14 protein-coding genes and 2 pseudogenes are annotated in these 15746 nt (G+C 67.7%); 3 read left to right on the plus strand and 13 right to left on the minus strand.

Going from position 1 to position 15746, the window contains the following annotated elements:
• From KBX53_RS04845 to KBX53_RS04855, 3 genes are all read right to left on the minus strand, one after another.
• A partial coding sequence (locus KBX53_RS04845; RefSeq protein ID WP_210857941.1) for an RNA polymerase sigma factor occupies window positions 1–1156 on the minus strand: 1156 nt, incomplete at its 3' end.
• A gap of 67 nt (window positions 1157–1223) precedes the next feature.
• Window positions 1224–1595, minus strand: coding sequence for a YciI family protein (locus KBX53_RS04850; protein ID WP_030331021.1), 372 nt, complete (start codon window positions 1593–1595; stop codon window positions 1224–1226).
• A gap of 40 nt (window positions 1596–1635) precedes the next feature.
• Window positions 1636–2277 (minus strand): DUF998 domain-containing protein, encoded by a 642-nt coding sequence (locus KBX53_RS04855; RefSeq protein WP_030331020.1) that lies wholly within the window; start codon window positions 2275–2277, stop codon window positions 1636–1638.
• A 150-nt stretch (window positions 2278–2427) separates the two neighbouring features.
• Here KBX53_RS04855 and KBX53_RS04860 point away from each other — a divergent pair, with 150 nt between their 5' ends.
• Window positions 2428–2853 (plus strand): hypothetical protein, encoded by a 426-nt coding sequence (locus KBX53_RS04860; protein WP_030331017.1) that lies wholly within the window; start codon window positions 2428–2430, stop codon window positions 2851–2853.
• A 282-nt stretch (window positions 2854–3135) separates the two neighbouring features.
• On the opposite strand, the pseudogene KBX53_RS04865 reads toward KBX53_RS04860, so the two are convergent.
• From KBX53_RS04865 to KBX53_RS04900, 8 genes and pseudogenes are all read right to left on the minus strand, one after another.
• A pseudogene (locus KBX53_RS04865) lies at window positions 3136–4033 on the minus strand (type VI secretion protein); the annotation flags it as partial.
• A gap of 433 nt (window positions 4034–4466) precedes the next feature.
• Entirely contained in the window at window positions 4467–5624 is a 1158-nt protein-coding gene (locus tag KBX53_RS04870) for an MFS transporter (RefSeq protein ID WP_209444536.1), read from the minus strand.
• 41 nt (window positions 5625–5665) lie between these two features.
• Window positions 5666–6367 carry a GDSL-type esterase/lipase family protein gene (locus tag KBX53_RS04875; protein WP_030331011.1) on the minus strand — a complete coding sequence of 234 codons (702 nt, stop codon included), beginning with the start codon at window positions 6365–6367 and terminating at the stop codon, window positions 5666–5668.
• Window positions 6361–6663: a hypothetical protein gene (locus KBX53_RS04880; RefSeq protein ID WP_209444535.1), complete on the minus strand. Its 303-nt coding sequence runs from the start codon at window positions 6661–6663 to the stop codon at window positions 6361–6363. The genes KBX53_RS04875 and KBX53_RS04880 overlap by 7 nt, the downstream gene beginning before the upstream one ends.
• A gap of 277 nt (window positions 6664–6940) precedes the next feature.
• Complete coding sequence (locus tag KBX53_RS04885; protein WP_210857942.1) at window positions 6941–7801, minus strand: TrmH family RNA methyltransferase; 861 nt, start codon at window positions 7799–7801, stop codon at window positions 6941–6943.
• Window positions 7802–7858: 57 nt separating this feature from the next.
• Complete coding sequence (locus KBX53_RS04890) at window positions 7859–8719, minus strand: MerR family transcriptional regulator (RefSeq protein WP_209444534.1); 861 nt, start codon at window positions 8717–8719, stop codon at window positions 7859–7861.
• Window positions 8720–9666: 947 nt separating this feature from the next.
• Window positions 9667–9914, minus strand: a pseudogene (locus KBX53_RS36170) (IS701 family transposase); the annotation flags it as partial.
• Window positions 9915–9966: 52 nt separating this feature from the next.
• Window positions 9967–11631 carry a hypothetical protein gene (locus KBX53_RS04900; RefSeq protein ID WP_247675116.1) on the minus strand — a complete coding sequence of 555 codons (1665 nt, stop codon included), beginning with the start codon at window positions 11629–11631 and terminating at the stop codon, window positions 9967–9969.
• Between the two features lie 363 nt (window positions 11632–11994).
• Between KBX53_RS04900 and KBX53_RS04905 the strand changes: the two genes are divergently transcribed.
• Window positions 11995–12432, plus strand: a complete 438-nt coding sequence (locus tag KBX53_RS04905) for a transposase family protein (protein WP_247675117.1) — start codon at window positions 11995–11997, stop codon at window positions 12430–12432.
• A 233-nt stretch (window positions 12433–12665) separates the two neighbouring features.
• Here the strand turns inward: KBX53_RS04905 and KBX53_RS04910 are convergent, their stop codons facing one another.
• A complete protein-coding gene (locus KBX53_RS04910; RefSeq protein WP_030331001.1) occupies window positions 12666–13595 on the minus strand; it encodes a LysR family transcriptional regulator in 930 nt (309 codons plus the stop codon).
• A 72-nt stretch (window positions 13596–13667) separates the two neighbouring features.
• Between KBX53_RS04910 and KBX53_RS04915 the strand changes: the two genes are divergently transcribed.
• Window positions 13668–14591, plus strand: coding sequence for an EamA family transporter (locus tag KBX53_RS04915; protein ID WP_210857943.1), 924 nt, complete (start codon window positions 13668–13670; stop codon window positions 14589–14591).
• Between the two features lie 605 nt (window positions 14592–15196).
• Here KBX53_RS04915 and KBX53_RS04920 read toward each other — a convergent pair.
• The coding region (locus KBX53_RS04920) for a crosslink repair DNA glycosylase YcaQ family protein (protein WP_210857944.1) at window positions 15197–15746 on the minus strand (550 nt) is incomplete at its 5' end.

Below are 15746 nucleotides of genomic sequence, written 5' to 3' on the forward strand. Positions count from 1 at the left end.
GACTGGCGCTGCTCGGGTTGCCGGTCATCTCGAGCAGGTGGGCGCGCACGGCGCGTTCCCGTTGTCGGGTCAGGGGTTCCTGATCGAGCTGGTAGCGCCGGTTGAGGTCGTCGAGCAGCGCCAGTCCTCGGGCCGGCCCGTAGGCGTGGGCGACCGCGACCACCCGGCTCAGACGTACCGGCGCGGTCGGGTTGAGCCTTTCGAGCCACAGGTACAGTGCCGCGATCTGTGGCCAGTCCGTCTGTTCCGGCGACGTGGTCGCGGCATGCACGGCGGCGATCGCCGCCTGTAACTGGTACGTGCCGATCTCGCGTCGGTGCCAGACGCTGTCGATCAGTTCCGTGCCCTCGCGGATCAGGGCGGTATTCCACTGTGTCCGATCCTGCTCGTCGAGCCGCACCAGCTCGTCGCCGTCGGTACGGGCAGTGCGCCGCGACTCGGTGAGCAGCATCAGTGCGAGCAGACCGATCACCTCGGGGTCGTCCGGCAGAGAGTCGCGGAGCATGCGGGTCAGCCGGATCGCTTCGCGGGTCAGGTCGATGCGGGCGAGCTCGTCGCCGGTGGAGGCCGTGTAGCCCTCATTGAAGATCAGGTACAGCACCTGCATCACGGCGTTCATCCGACTGTCCCGATCGGCGTCGGTGGGCGGGGTGAAGCGGGCGCCGGCACGGGCCAGTTGCTGCTTGGCGCGGCTGATCCGCGCACCCATGGTGCTCTCGGTCGTCCCGTGGGCGTGTGCGATCTCCGCGGTCGTCAGGCCGCCGACCGCGCGCAGAGTGAGCGCCACCTGGGAGCTGGGGCTCAGCGCAGGATGGCAGCACAGCAGCAGGAGCGTGAGACTGTCGTCGGTCTCCAGCGGAGGGTGCGCCTGGCGGGCCGGGTCCTGCATCGCCAGCTCGGTCATGCCCGCGTGCTGCTCGCGCCGGCGTCGGGCCTGGTCGGTGCGGAGCAGATCGACCATTCGCCGGTAGCCGATCCGGATCAGCCAGCTGCGCGGGTTCTCCGGCACGCCGTTGGTCGGCCACGTCCGGCTCGCGACGAGCAGTGCTTCCTGTACCGCATCCTCGGCGATGTCGAAGTGGCCGAAGCGCCGCACCAACGCGCCGAGCACCTGCGGCGCCTCCGTGCGCAGCAGGTGCTCGACGTCCGGCGTCACGCCGGGTCTGCCGTTCTTGTGCCCTCCCGGTTTGTCGCTTCCGGATGGCAGCATTCAGCTGAATCGGTCATGCCGCGAAGTCCGTGCCCATGATCGGCCGGATCTCCACTGGTTCTCCCAGCACCTCGACCATCCTCGAGACGATCTCGACGGCGCGTTCCTGGCTGGCCACGTCGATCACCGCGAAGCTGGCCAGGACCTCCTTGAGCTCGATGAATGGCCCGTCGGTCGCCACCACGCCGGCCGGGCTCTTGCGGACCGTCGTGCTGATGGCCGGGTGGCCAAGACCCTCGCTGCTGACGAACTCGCCGGTCTTGATCAGTTCCTGTTCGAACTGCTGGTACGCGGCGAACGCGGCCAGCGCCTCCTTGGACGGGGTGTCGGCGGTCGCGGCGTCCCAGGCGGCGGCCGGCGTGTAGCTGAGCAGCAGATACTTCATGGTCATCCTTGTTGTTGCGCGGGAGATCACGTTACGCCGGTCAGGACGAACGGTGCAGGGAGAGGGCGAGGACCGTCGTCCAGGTGAAGGCGACCAGGCCGTTCACGGCGATCTGGATGCTCATGTGGCTCGGCGACATGGGCAGCAGCAGGATGAGCGCGGCGACGCCGTTCAGCACCGCCGGCAGCGCGGCCCGACGACGGACGTGGCGGACGGTCAGCACGATGGCGGCGATGGCCAGTGCGGTGAAGGCGATGGCGGCCGCGGCCGAATGCGCGATGCTGTGCCAGGACATCTGGTCGACCGGCCCGTCGGGGGTCCCGACCGGGAAGCCGCGCTCCGGATCCATGGTGAACACGCCGGCCGCGACGAGACCGGCACCGAAGATCCCGACGAAGATCGGCAGCACACGCCGGCCGGTTCCCTCGGTGAGCGTGCGCCGGATACCGGCGGCGAGCGCCAGGCCGCCGAGACCGGCGAGCACGAACGTGGTGATCTGGATCCAGCCGAGGCTACCGGTGGCGAGCTGGCTGATCGGGTGCCGCGTGATGTTGTAGCCCTCACGAGTGAGCATCTGCGTCACGGCCGAGGCGAAGAAGACCGGCCCGGCAAGGGCGCCGGCGAGGAGCAGCCGGTCAGACGAGCGGCGGACGGCGGGAACGGTGGCGGCGACGGGGGCCATGACTTCCTCCTTGGTGAGTTCCTGCCGCTACCTCGTGGCCGATCCGGGGATTCCGACACGACCACGATGTGACCTGAGTTACGCCCAGTGGGTGTCAAAGCGTGGGTGCCGCCTTCGAGGTACCGGCAAGCATTCACCAAGGAGGACACGATGTCTGAGAACACCGAGCCGAGCGTCGAACTGCAGGCCCTGGACCGTCTGGTCGGCACCTGGTCGGTGACCGGCGGCGCCGAGGGAACCGTGCGGTACGAGTGGATGGCCGGCCGGTTCTTCTTGCTCCAGCACGTGGAACTCAGCCAGTTCGGGCAACCGGTCACCGGCTTGGAGGTCATCGGACACCTACACCCGTTCGGCGAGCCGGTCGGTGCGGACGTGGTGTCGCGGTTCTACGACGCGGCCGGCAACACTTTCGACTACGTCTACGAACTCGTCGGCGACAAGCTGACCATCTGGGCTGGCGCGAAGGGCGGTCCCGCCTACTACGAGGGCACGTTCAGCGCCGACGACACCACGGTTACCGGCGCATGGACCTACCCCGGTGGAGGCGGATACGCCTCCACCATGACCCGGATCTGACATCGGAAGGCCACGCCGACCCGAACGGCCGGAGGCGGTGTTCCGCGCGCATCTCGGAGGTCATTGCTCTCCGGCCGATTCGGTCTACCGTTCCCGGCCTTACCCGTGGAGGACCCAGGGCCGAGGCCAGGGTCTCGTGGCCAACAGGTACTGCATACCCGCCAGTTCTTTCGCAGCCACGTCACCACGACCTGTGCGCGGATCCCCGGATAGCACCACCGTGTGTCCTCGCTCCACTCGTCGCGCAGCGGCGTCGGGGTCATCACCTCGCGCAGCAGCATCGAGCAGCCGGCTGGTGTCCTCGCCGAGCACGCCCTTGGGGATGCGGATGAGCAGCACTCCGCCGTCGAGGACGCGGCCCATGTCGAAGCTCGACTTCGGGTAGCGCATGGTGCGTTTGACGAAATCGCGCAGTAGGAACGCGCGCAGCCGGGCGAGGACCGGTTCGATGACCTGCGAGCGGAGGCTGTCGTCGAGGCTGTCGTACCACTGCCAGAAGCCGCTGAGCCCGGCCGGGTCGTCGAGGTCCACCGTCATCGCCGAGCGGAATTGGGGGCTGTTGAGCAGCGGGGGGATGTGCTGCAGGGTGACGTTGTTGTGGCGCAGCAGAGTCAGGCAGGCCACTCGCATGACGTCGTCCATCCGCGGCCCCCACGCCTTGGCGAAGATGTTCCCGAAGATCGACACGAGGTTGTCGACGACCAGGTCGGGGTCGTCGCCTTCGAGGAGATTCAGCGTCGGCGGGTTGTCCTGGTCGGGGTCGAAGAGCACGACGCGGTCGGCGATGCCTGCGGGGAGCCGGTCGAGGATGTCCAGGACGAGGTCGCCGTGCGGGTCGATGACGACGGTGCCGCGGCCTGCCTTGATGTCGTCGAGGGCCATGTTGACCAGCAGGGTGGTCTTGCCGGAGCCCGGGGACGGCGACCGGTGCCGGCATGGACGCGGCCCGCGCCCGGTCGAGGCCGGGCACGGCGAGGTCCTGCGGCAGGGCGGCGAGGGCGGCGAGTTCCGGTGCGGAGATGAGGAATCCGGGTCCGAGGCGGCGTGCGGCGAGGACGGCCACCGGGGCGGGCATTCGGGCGCGGTGGGTGAGCCGGTTGCGGCCGGTGTGGATGGCGAACGCCGAGGCGAGGGTGTCGGCGATGCCCCGCAGCCGGCCGGTCGGGTCTGTGCCGGGGCGCCGGGTCCCCGAGGCCGCGACCCAGTCACGGAGCCGCTGCCGGGCGTCAGCGAAGTCGCGATGCCAGCCCGGCGGCGCGGAGCCGTTCTGCTCGGGGTCGTATGCGGACAGCCAGTGCAGGTGAAGCGCACTCAGTTCCCGCAGGTCGCTCAACCCGCGCGAGGTCCAGCTGATGAACCTTTACCAGACGAAGGGACGTGAGGCCGACGCAACCGTCGTGGTGTTGCGGGAAAGGGGGACTTCATGGGCTACGAGTCGGAACCGTGCGGATTCTCGCGGCAATAGGAATTCTTGACGCCTGGATTCCACTACCTGAGCGCCCGGATCGGCTTGGTGAACGCCGCCGTCTCGCTGGCTTCGAGGTCGTCAACCAGCGGTCTGCGCGTTTGACGGGTGGCGGCTGTCGTTCGCGCACGAGGTGGCTTGCTCACGATCAGCCAGTCGCGGGGATTCGAGTAGCGCTGCGGGCGAGGGTGAGCACAAGAAGTGCAGCGATCGCGAAGCCTGCTGCCGTGAGCGGGAGGGCGCTCACTCCGGCGGTGGTGAGGATGGTGCCTCCTGTCGCGGCTCCGATGGATACCCCGAGGTAAGTGCCGGAAGTGTTCAGCGCCAAGGCTTGCCCGGAGACAGGACCGGCGAGGTGGTGCAGGCGGGCTTGGATTGCTGGCGAGTTCCAGAACGCCATACCGCCCCACAGCGTCGCCGTGACCAGCACGAGCGGCAGTGGAGCGGGCCTGGCTGTCCAGAGCACCCAGAGCACGACCATCGCGGCGACGATCGTACCGATACCGATCAACAGGGTTCGGTCTGCGCCGAGGCGGTCGGTGGCGATTCCACCGAGCCAGATGCCCGCGATGCCTGCGATTCCGGAGAGGCTGAATGCGAGTGCGCGTTGCTCAATGCCTGCTGTCGTGGTCGCGGACAGATATGGGGCGAGGTAGGTGAGCATCATCATCGAGCCGGTCATGAGCAGGCAGTTCGCCAGCAATCCGAGTGAGATCTGAGCCCGCAGCAGGATGCGGAACTGATCGGCCAGCCGTGGCGCGCCGTCGGTTTCCTCGCAGCGGGGCAGGGTATCGAGCAAGAGGATGAGGACGAGAGTACCGGCGAGGGCCATCGTCGCGAAGGTGGCTCTCCATCCGAGGGTGCCGCCGATCCAGGTGCCGAACGGCACCCCGGCGGCGATCGATCCGGTGACGCCGAGCGAGACGATGGCGATGTACCTGCCAACCTTCTGCGGTGGTGCGTGGCGTGCGGTGAACGCGAACAGCGCCGGGGTCATCGCCGCGGCCGCGAGCGCAGCAGCCACGCGCAGCGTCGTCAAGACCGCGAACGACTCCGTGGTCGCTGCGCCGATGTTCGCGGCGATGAAGACCAGTAACGCGGTCGTGAACAGTCTTCGGCGAGGCACGTCCGCGAGGACGACGGCTGTGACCGGTGCTGCGATGGCGACGCTCAGGGAAAACACGGTGATCAGTTGCCCGGCCTGGCCTTCGTTGACTTCCAGATCGGCGGCGAGTTCGGGCAGGACTCCGGCGATCACGTAGTCGTCGGTGTAGAGCACGAACGCGGCGGCGAGCAGGGTGAACAACCAAGCAGGCATACGCACCATTTCTCGGGAGGCTTGATGAGTCATCCGCTCGTGCGGTCCTGTTCGGGACCGATGGTAGCCGCGATCGTTTCCGCGACGAGTCTGCTTGCGGCGGCGTCAAGGTGGATGCCGTCGCGGTGAGTTGTGACGCCTCGTTCGGTGACATCGAAGATGTCGATGAGCGGGAGGCTGTGCTGCTCGGCGACGCGACGCACGATCGGCGCGACCTCTTCCGCGACGATGCGTTCGGAAACGGCGCGGCGATTGGAGAACGCGACCGGCGGCGTCAGGAGGTAGACGGTCGACGTGCCGTCGGCGCTGTAGCGGGCGGCGAAGTCGGCGAGTTCCGACTCGTACGCCTTCGCGTTCCAATTGTCGCCTCGTGCGTCATTCGTTCCCAGCATGATGAGGACGATGTCGGCGCGCGCTCCTAGAGACGCCTCGGCGAATCGGTTCGCGGCATAGGGCCAATCACCGTTGCGCTGAAGTGTGCGCCGATTCAGTCCGTAGTTGAGCACCTGGTACCGGTCGCCGAGCATCTGGGCGAGCTGGGCCGGATAGGACCATCTGTTGCGGCCCTTGAGCAGCACACCTGCGCCATAGGTGTTGCTGTCGCCGATCGCCGCGACGGTGATCTTGCCGGTTGCCGGGCGCGGGACGGGCGGATGCATCGTCCGCCGGGCAGCGAAGGCGACGCCCCCGACGATGAGGAGAAGAACGGCGGCGGTGATGAAGATCAGCATGAGCTTCCCTGTGTGTTCGTGTGCCGTTGCGGACGTTGGCGGAGGACTTGTTCGCCGGCGTCGACGTAGGACGTGAACAGGTCCGTGATGTCGCGAGGGCGGTCCGCCGCTTGGGCGTTCTCGGTGAGTTCCTCGACAGCACGCAGCGTGCGGGTGAAGGTACGAGTGCGCTGATGGCTGGCGGCGAGGAGCTGCTCGAATCCGTCGGCCGCCTCGACGAGGAAGCGACGACTGCCCGGCTGTGGGATCGTGCGGACCAATCCCCATGACACGAGTTCGCGGATCGCCGTGCTCACGCGCCGGAGCTGAGCGACAGGGCGGCGCGCAACATGACGACGACAGCGGAGAGCATCCTGTGGAGCATCCCGAAAGCCGACTACCGCGTCATCGTGCGGCTTGGGGATGCGAGGGCTCGCGCCCACCATCGGGAGCTGGGCCTCTTCGACTAGTTTGCTCATGCGGGCGGGGACGGGCTGGGTTCGGGAATGTGCTGCCTTGACCCCGGAGGCCTGAGCGGGAGGTCGCTGACATCCTGGTGAGCCGCGATCACTGCTCTCAAGGACCATCGACCCGTCACAGACGACCACCGACCTCGCGCAATCGGGAGTCCTGGTGCTCCCCGGTTCTGTGCTCGAAGAGGGCGATACCTGCGGTGACCGAGACGTTCAAGGACTCCACGTTCGAAGCCATAGGGATCGAGTATCGGTATGTGGTCAGCGCATCCAGTTCACGCGACACTCCCTCGCGCTCACTGCCCATCGCGAGCGCGAGACGTTCTCGCGCCGTGCGGATCGAGCTCAGCGGTTCGACAGCATCGGCCGAGAGCGCGGCGAGCACGAGCCCCTCCTGCCGAATGAACTCGGCGCATTCCGCGCGAGTCGCGAGCACGACAGGGGTCGCGAACACCAATCCGCGACTGGCGCGGATCAGGCGGCGATCCCATATCGTGCGCAGGCCGCTGTCGACCAGCACGATGCCCGCCGCGGCGAGCGCGCAGGCCGTCCGCGTGATCGCTCCGATGTTGCCGACGATCCGCACCCCGTCGAGGATAATGATGTCACCCGTCGTTCCGATCAGGTCGCGGAGTCTGGGACGTCTCGGTGCACGCGCCAGCGCAAAGGCGCGCGAACGCTTCTGCTCCCCGAACAGCGTTCGCGCCACACTGTCGTCAAGGACGTAGCGCGGCACGTCTGCGTCGATGCCGACGAACGTAGAAGGGTCGGCGGAGGCCGAGAGGTACAGGGTGTCCACCTCGACCCCGCAGGCGATGGCCTGCTCGATGTTCTCCAGATCGTCGAGGACGAAGATGCTCGGTCTCTCGGAGCGGTTGCGCAGCACGTCGGCGATGCGCCGAACGACCGGGTGGCGTGTGCTGTCGATCGTTTGCACCGTCGCCGGTTCACGCGTCTCGCTCGCAATCGTCGCTGCCTCCATGCGCAGAAGCGTGGGCCCTCACGCGACGTCGGGGTCAAGATGCGGGAGGGCGCGCGCCTACTCCCACCGAGCGTTGGCAGGATCGACGCCGTGGCGCAGCGCGTTCGCATCGATGACTTCGGAAAGCCACGAGGAAAGCTCTGGTTCTCGCGCGTCGAAGTAGGCGCTGAATCGTGCGTCCTGGACGTAGCGCTGTCCAAGGCACACCTGCATCGAATGGGTGCAGGCGAAGAGTTGACCGATCATCTCTCGATGCTGCTCCGCTAGGTCGTTGGCCTCATCGCTGCCGGGTGCGACACCAGAGCGTTTCGCTGCCGCGAGTTCCGAATACAGGGCATCACCATTGGCCTGCATCCGTCTCCGGTCGTCCTCCGAGAACACCGCCGCGTTCCGCTCGAACTGCGCCCACTCGTCGGAGTCTCCCCAGCGTTCGCGTGCTTCTTCCGCCCAATCCTCACGCCAGCCCTGACCGAAGATCTCCGCCTGCTGCTGCGCGGTGAGCGTGGCTCCCGCCGTGCTCGATGCCAAGACCTGATCGACGGCGTCAGCCATCTGCCGAAGCCTCGTGATCCGCTCTTCGAGCAGTCGCCGTTGCTGCTGAAGCTGTTCCGTCTCGTCCACAGCGGGATCGTCTAGAAGCGCGGCAATCTTCGTCAGGGCGAACCCGAGTTCCTGGTAGACGAGCACTCGATGGATGCGCCCTACGTCTACGGCTGAATATGCCCGATACCCTCCCGGCGTGCGGCCTCGGGGCTGAACCAGACCCACTGCATCCCAATGATGCAAGGTCCGCACGGTAACGCCGACAAGTGACGCCACATCACCGACCGTCAGTTCCTGCGACACCTGCTCAAGCGCTGCCTCATCGGTCTGACCCCGGAGCCAAGGCGTCATCGACTCCGGCACGTTCACATCCACTCTCAGTTCCCTCCCGATCCGCGCTACCTGAGGCTACTGCGCCCTCCTATTTTCCCATCCCCAACGTCGCTTCACAGCACCAGCCTGTTCCTATGAACAGACGCGCGCTACGTGTGCATAGCTGGGCCTGTCACATGCTGCGTCTTGCCCCGTCGCAGCGCGGGTCGGTGCGGCGGGTCTCGTGCTCGAACGGGTCCTGTAGTTGCCGTTCACCCCGTCATGCCTGCTCTCGTGGCAGCGAGCGGCGAGGCGACGGGCCGTGGTGACAGCGACGGTGAGTGACTCGACCGTCAAAGTCACCGGGTGATGCGATCCGGCCGGGGCCTGGATCGGGCCGCTCCACCGTCCCGAGCCGTTCCAGGCGGGCACCCCTGCCTCGGTGGCGACGCTTGCGCCGACTTCGTGCCCGTGCAGGGCTAAGGCGAGCAGAAGCCGTTCCACCGATTCCCGGGGTGGGAAGAACCAGTCGTTTCGTGGCCCGATTGAGGTGATCTCCAGCAGTGCGGTGGGTGGTTCCGTCGTGGCAGATCCGTTCGCCACATCCGGTAGTCCGGGTTGTTGGGATACCACTGCCGCCGCGACCTGGTTCAGCGCCTGGACGTCGGCGGACGTCACCCATGAGGCATGACGGCGTTCGATCGAGTAGTCGTGCAGCGGGCTGCGGGCAGTGCGATACGACTCGACACTCCACGAGTCCTTGGCACGCACCGGCAGGTCTGCTCTTGATTGCGCGTCAAGCGCTGCAGATGTCGCTGCATCGGGCGGCCGGATGAGCCTTCGATTTGCGGCAGGACCGCCAGTTGGCCCCTGGTCCTTGCCGTAGTACTCCAGCCGTACCTGGTGGAGTTGGAATCTTCGCTGGTAGTGGGCGGGTTTGGCGCGGTATTGGTGTCGGCGTCGCCCTCATGGCCATCGATCTGCGTGGTCGATGGGTCGGTTGGTGGTGATCAGGTGTGCCAGGAGACGTCGGACCTCGCCGAGGGGGAGGGGTGTGAGGCCGTGATTGGATTCGGCGCCCCGTTTTTGGCGTGGGCGGCGGTGACGGCGAGGTAGGCGTGGGCGCACAGAGCGAGCGTCATGTGGCGGTACCAGCGTCGTATCGACGCACCTGGTAGTGGTCCAGGCCGACCTCGGTCTTGGCGGCCTGGAAGCACTCCTCGATCGCCCGCCGGGTCCCGGTGATACGGATCAGGTCTTCGTCCTGGATGCCGGCCAGGCCGAAGCCCACGGCGAGGGCACGCCCAACATCACTTCGTGTTGGTGTCGATGGTGTAAACCACGTCTGGCCCGACGTCATGGCGGGTGATGCCGGGTACGTCGGGGATGTTGAGCAGTGGTTCGTATGGGGTGCCCTGGACCCGGTCGCGCAGCAGGACGACGCTGCGGATGCCGAGCTGGTGCAGCTGATCCAAGGCCGGCTGGCTGGGGAAGGTCGTCATGACGTCGCGGATCGCCTGACGGTTGGGTGTGGTGTAGCTGGCCGCACCGTTGACCATGGCGGGAAAACCGTCGGTCGACCACAGTAGGACGTGGAGGTCGATGCCGTCGTTGGATGGCAATACCATGATCGGGGCGTGCGCGGAGGCTAGCGCCATCGCGGCCGGTTTGGCTGGGGTTTGGGGGTGGTCCAGGTCAGGCAGGCCCTCAGCGAGCACGAGGACCAGCAACGGAACGGTCAGTAGCCGTGCCTCTCCCACCGACCATTTCGGCTTGGCGCCCCTGCGAGCCACGTCGGCCAGGTGGGTAACCAGGCCGGCCGCGAGGATGGCCAGGCAGAGAGTGGGCCACAAGATCAACCGGCCTGGTGTACGGGATCCATCGAACCCGGGCACGTAAAGATAGAGCAGGCGGTAGATCGGCCCGTTCGTGCCCAGCGCGAGCAGCACTCCGACGACCGTCCCAAGCAGCAGCAGAAGCCGTTGCGTCGGTGACCAGCGGGACAGGAAGAGGCCGGCGAAGGCCAGTAGATACAGTGCGTACCCGCACAGCAGCACCTTCTCAGTCGGTGCCCCACCAAGAGCGATGCGGGCGTCGTTGTGCAGGGTGCCCCAGGGCAGGGAGGACTGCGGCGCCACGAGAAGTCCGCGCAGTGTCGGAGAGAAGTACGCGACGTAGTCCCAGTCCCGGGTGACAGTGGGGTTGAGCTCGCGGACTTGTTGGTACGCGTAAGCGAAGTATCCGGTCACCGCGGTGAAGACCAGCCCCCCGATCAGATCACTGACGATCAGCCGGAGGCCAAGGCGTGGGCGGTGGATCAGCCAGGCTGTCAGTGTGATCAGGGAGAGGGCGGCGAGGACGTATACGAATCCCAGCCCCACGCCGAAGCCTAGGCTGACCTGCCAGGCCGCGACCAGCCAGCCAGCGAACGCCCATCCCGGTCGGACTCGTTCGGGAAGGTAGCCGCGGGTGAACGAGAGTCCGTGGCCGCGCGCCAGCATCGCCAGGGCCAGAGTGATGCCACCGGTGGAGAGAATATTCAGATGGCCGGCGTGGCCGTAGCGCCAAGGCGCGTAGGCGAGGGCGGCCCCGGCTACCGCGGCGGCGACCTGATTCGCGCCAAGTTGGCGCAGGAGCGCGTAGCCGCCGAGGAAGGCGAGCGCGAAAGCCAGCACGAACAGGATGTTGTAGCGCAGCACGGCGCCGACTACACCGCTGCCTATCAGCCCTGCCGGGGCATAGCCGAGCAGGCTGTCGTTCAGGGCCAGACCGTACTTGTCGGGATAGAAAGCGTTGGTATCCCACAGGCCACGCAGGCCGTGGGTGAGAGCGTGGCCACCCCATCCCACCAGCCATGCTTGGGCCGTCGGGTCACCCGCGTCACCGACGATGGTGTGGGCCGGGTCGGCGATCGGCGCAGTCCTGGCGCCGGCAGTCATCGCGCGAACCGCGTACGGCGGAATCAGCCAGATCATCGCGACAGCGAGGAGCACTGAACCGAGGCCCGCGATGCTCAGTTCCCGCCGATGGGCCCCACGTGTCAGCCAATTCCTCGTGCCTGAACCGGCACGCGCGAGTCGGCCATTTTTTCCAAGCTCGCTGAGAGTGGCGGCTGATGTGGGGCCTCCTGCCGGTGGCTCTACCTGCGTCATCACATTGACCCTCACTGTTGAACCGCCGCAGTAAATCATGAGCAGGGCGGCGCATAGAGTCAAGACCTCGATCAATGCCGTTCTGGTAGCCGGGACTTACGCTGTTTATCAAGGCGTCTTGTCACGCAGGAGTCGCGATCGGTGTAGCGGCGCATCTCGCCGCTTCCGAAACAGGACAGGCCAGGGTTGCTGCAGGCCCTCGCCCGGGTTCCGGACCCGCGGGACGCCGGCGGCCGGATCCATCCGCTGCCGGGACTGCTCACGATCGCGATCGCGGCGGTGGTTTCGAGATCGAGCCGCGTCGCGGAGATCGTCGAATGGGCCGCCGACCTGCCGGACGCGGCGTGGGATCGTCTCGGTGCAACCCGCGACGCGTTCACCGTTGCCCGGCGGGTGCCTGACGACAGCACCCTGTCCCGGGTACTGACCGGTATCGACGCCGGCGCCCTCGATACTGCGGTGTGCCGCTGGCTGCTCAGCCGGGCGGTTCTGACCGGGGCCGGCAGGCGAGTGATCGCGGTCGACGGCAAGTCACTGCGCGGCAGTGGGCCGACCGGGACCCAGGTGCACCTGCTGACCGCACTAAACCAGGCAGGCGGTGGTCGGGTCGGTGAAGTCGGCTGACGGTTGCGCTGACCGAGGAAGGGCTGCCACAGACTCGGTCAGCACCCATGCCGTGAGGCAGGCGCCACACGGCGGCAGGGCCAGCGGGGGCGAACAGACCTGGCGGGATTCTGTGTGGCACCCCCGTTTACACCGAAAACCCCGCCCAATCCTTGACGAAGGGTGACAGGGAGTGATGAGCGCCAAATCGGGTCGACCCTTTCGCCGTTCTGGGAACCAAGATCAGCCGTACATCAGGCGATGATCGGCCGGCGCTGTCCACGGGGGACGCCGGCCGAGCCGCATAGCTCCGCCAGGAGGGCGTCCACCGCGGGCCGTTGCGGCGTGCCGCCGAGGGCGCGAGTGACTGCGAAGATCCGTCGCTCGGTGACCGGCTCGACCAGTGGCTCCACGTGCACCCCGAGTGGCACGTGGCGCAGCGCCAGCTCCGGCACCAGCGCGGCGCCCAGCCCGGCCGCGACGAGGTCCAGCGTGAGCGCGAAGTCGACGGCACGGTGCCGGATGTCCGGCTCGAAGCCGGCGAGCCGGCAAGCGTGCAATGTGGACCGCAGGCACGGCGTGTGCTCGGCGCTGGCGATCCATGGCACGTCGCTCAGCTCGGTCAGCCGGCCGGTGTGACGACGCCACCGGACCGGGGTGATCAGGTGCATCGGGTCTGTGGTGACCGGATGCCGGTCCAGGTCGTCGACCAGCGGCGCGGGCACGTGGTCGTATTCCTGCAGCACCGCCACATCGAGGGTGCCGGAGCGCAGGTCGAGGCGGCTCTGTTGGTCTTCGGCCTCGATCACCCGCACATCCAGCTCCGGGTGCTTCGCCCGTAGGCGGGCGGCGGAGGGAGCCACCAGCGCGCCGGCTGCGGACGCGAACGCGCCGACCCGCACCGTACCGTTGACGCCGTGGCGGAGCGCGGCGAGTCCGGCCACCGCCTGCTCCACCGCGCCCAGCACGTCCTTCGCGTGGCTGGCCAGAACCTGGCCGGCCGGGGTGAGGACGATCCCGCGCCCGGCCCGCTCGACAAGCTCGTGCCCGGCCTCTCGGGAAAGCTGGACGAGCTGCTGAGAGACCGCCGACGGAGTGACGTGCAGCGCCGCGGCGGCGGCGGTGACGCTGCCGCGCAGCGCGACTTCGTGCAGCACGCGGAGCCGGCGTACATCAAGATCCATGTAGCCACGCTACAGCAGCAATGAAGAACGTTGAACTGGTCCTTAAGCGTTGCCTCGGGCAGCGTAGCCGGCATGAAAGCATCACACCGACTTCTCGCCCTGCTCGTCGCCGCGATCTGGGGCGTCAACTTCGTCGCCATCGAGCTGGGCCTGCGCGACCTGCCGCCGCTCGTGCTGACCGCGCTGCGCTTCGTCGCGGCGGCGGTGCCGCTGGTGTTCCTGGTGCCGCGCCCCAGCGCCCGGCTCCGCTACGTGGTCGCCTACGGGCTGGTGCTCGGCGTCCTGAAGTTCGGCGCGCTGTTCACGGCGCTCGCGGCTGGCATGTCGGCCGGTCTGGCCTCGCTGGTGCTGCAGGCGCAGGCCCTGATGTCGGTGCTGCTGGCGGCGGCGGTGCTGGGCGAGCGGCCGGCGCGGGCGCAGGTGGCCGGCGTGCTGGTCGGATCGGTCGGGATCGGCTTGCTGGCGATTTACAGCGGCGGCCACGCTTCCGTGATCGGCTTCGTGCTGACGCTGTTCGCGGCGGCCAGTTGGGCCCTGGCAAACCTGGTCATGCGGGCCAGCGACGAGACGCGACCGCTCTCGCTGCTGGTCTGGTCGAGCCTGGTGCCGCCGTTGCCGCTGCTCGGCCTGGCCGGCGTTGTCGACGGCGGACAGGCGGTGCTGGGTGCGATCACCGGTCTGTCGTGGCGCGGCTTGCTAGCCGTGGCGTACGTCGCGTACGTGTCGACCCTCGTCGGCTTCGGTATCTGGAACCGGCTGATCGCCCAGTACTCGATCGCGAGAGTGGCGCCGTTCAGCCTCCTGGTGCCGGTCTTCGGGCTCAGCGCGGCGTGGCTGCTGCTCGACGAGCCCGTCGGACCGACGGAGCTGGTCGCAGCCGCGACCGTCCTCGCCGGGCTGGCGCTGGTGGTACGGCGTTCCACAGCGGACCGCAACAACGCCACGAATGCGAGCGACGGTCGCGAGCCCGAGTATGCCCCGGCCGCGACTGCCTAGTCCGCGGCCACGACACCTCAGCGCGCTGGGCGCAATCAAGACGGATGACGGTACGGCTCGACCGCAGCGAGCATTCTTGCCACCCAGAAACTGGGAGTACGCGTGGCGCCGTAGCGATCAGCAAGCTCGGCGTCGAGCGCGTCGCGTCTGACTCCTCCGCGTGGCCAGCCAGCTTCCATCGCGGTGATGAGCTCGCACTGTGTGGGAAAGCTGAACCGTGTCACCGCGTTGACGTTCCGCCAGGCACTGTCCGCAACACGGGGATCCGGATCAACCTTTCCACCGACGTCCAGCCCTGGACGTTCGGCAGCTCACGACCCTTCGGCGGTCGGTGGTCCCCGCGATTCGGGGGAGCAGGTTGGGAGCAGCCGGGTGCCCTGAACGGCCTTGAGAATCGGCCAACGGCATCGGGCTGCACTCAACCGCACCCACCCTTGCCGCAGATCCAGGTTTCCACAGGTCAGAGTGTGTGCAGCGTCCTGCGCGCGAAGGCGTCGGCCTCGGCGCCCCGGTCTCAGGAACGACCCATGACCCGTGCACGGCTTTGCCCGCCCGGGTTGCCGCATTTCGCGGCAGCGTGTCCTCCATTGTCGGCAGTGCGGTCCTCAGGTCGGTGCGGCGAAACGGATTTCGTGTGACGCTTTGGGGGCGAGTAGGTCCAGCAGCTCGCTGCCCTCGGTGGTCAATGCCTCGCGGTCGGCTGCGGACAGTGGTTCGAATGGGTGCACGGTCAGGGACGCCGCGCCTCGTGCCGTGGTGAACGTCCAGGTTGCTGCGGTGAAGCCGTCGAGGAGTACCAGGCGGGGGACGGGACCGTGCGGGACGAAGTTCTGCTGGCGGAGGCCGTCGGTGACCACCCTGGACCGGTCGTGGTGAGACAGCAGCAGGTTGTCGAAGTCGTACAGGTACCGGGCAGGCGCGCTGACCTGGGGGTCGGGTCGGGGTGCGTCGGGTAGGTCGAACAGTTCGACGCCGTTCTCGTCGCGGAACGTGGCCAGGCGGGGCCGGAGCCGGTCGAGCACCTCCGCCAGCCGGGTGAGACCGCACCAGGTCTGCGCGTCGCGTACGGTCGCCGGGCCGAACGCGGCCAGGTATCGCAGGAGCATCTGGTCGATCGGCTGGTCGGTGCGCAGCGGCGCGCCGACCCACGATTCG

Source organism: Micromonospora sp. M51, from assembly GCF_018070305.1.
GTDB classification, from domain to species: Bacteria; Actinomycetota; Actinomycetes; order Mycobacteriales; family Micromonosporaceae; genus Micromonospora; species Micromonospora parva.

What these genes read in the sequence shown, in the direction of transcription:
- KBX53_RS04900 (WP_247675116.1), bottom strand. Translation starts at nt 11,631, where the DNA reads ATGATCTGGCTGATTCCGCCGTACGCGGTTCGCGCGATGACTGCCGGC.
- KBX53_RS04850 (WP_030331021.1), bottom strand. Translation starts at nt 1,595, where the DNA reads ATGAAGTATCTGCTGCTCAGCTACACGCCGGCCGCCGCCTGGGACGCC.
- KBX53_RS04875 (WP_030331011.1), bottom strand. Translation starts at nt 6,367, where the DNA reads ATGCTGATCTTCATCACCGCCGCCGTTCTTCTCCTCATCGTCGGGGGC.
- KBX53_RS04860 (WP_030331017.1), top strand. Translation starts at nt 2,428, where the DNA reads ATGTCTGAGAACACCGAGCCGAGCGTCGAACTGCAGGCCCTGGACCGT.
- KBX53_RS04885 (WP_210857942.1), bottom strand. Translation starts at nt 7,801, where the DNA reads ATGGAGGCAGCGACGATTGCGAGCGAGACGCGTGAACCGGCGACGGTG.
- KBX53_RS04910 (WP_030331001.1), bottom strand. Translation starts at nt 13,595, where the DNA reads ATGGATCTTGATGTACGCCGGCTCCGCGTGCTGCACGAAGTCGCGCTG.
- KBX53_RS04855 (WP_030331020.1), bottom strand. Translation starts at nt 2,277, where the DNA reads ATGGCCCCCGTCGCCGCCACCGTTCCCGCCGTCCGCCGCTCGTCTGAC.
- KBX53_RS04915 (WP_210857943.1), top strand. Translation starts at nt 13,668, where the DNA reads ATGAAAGCATCACACCGACTTCTCGCCCTGCTCGTCGCCGCGATCTGG.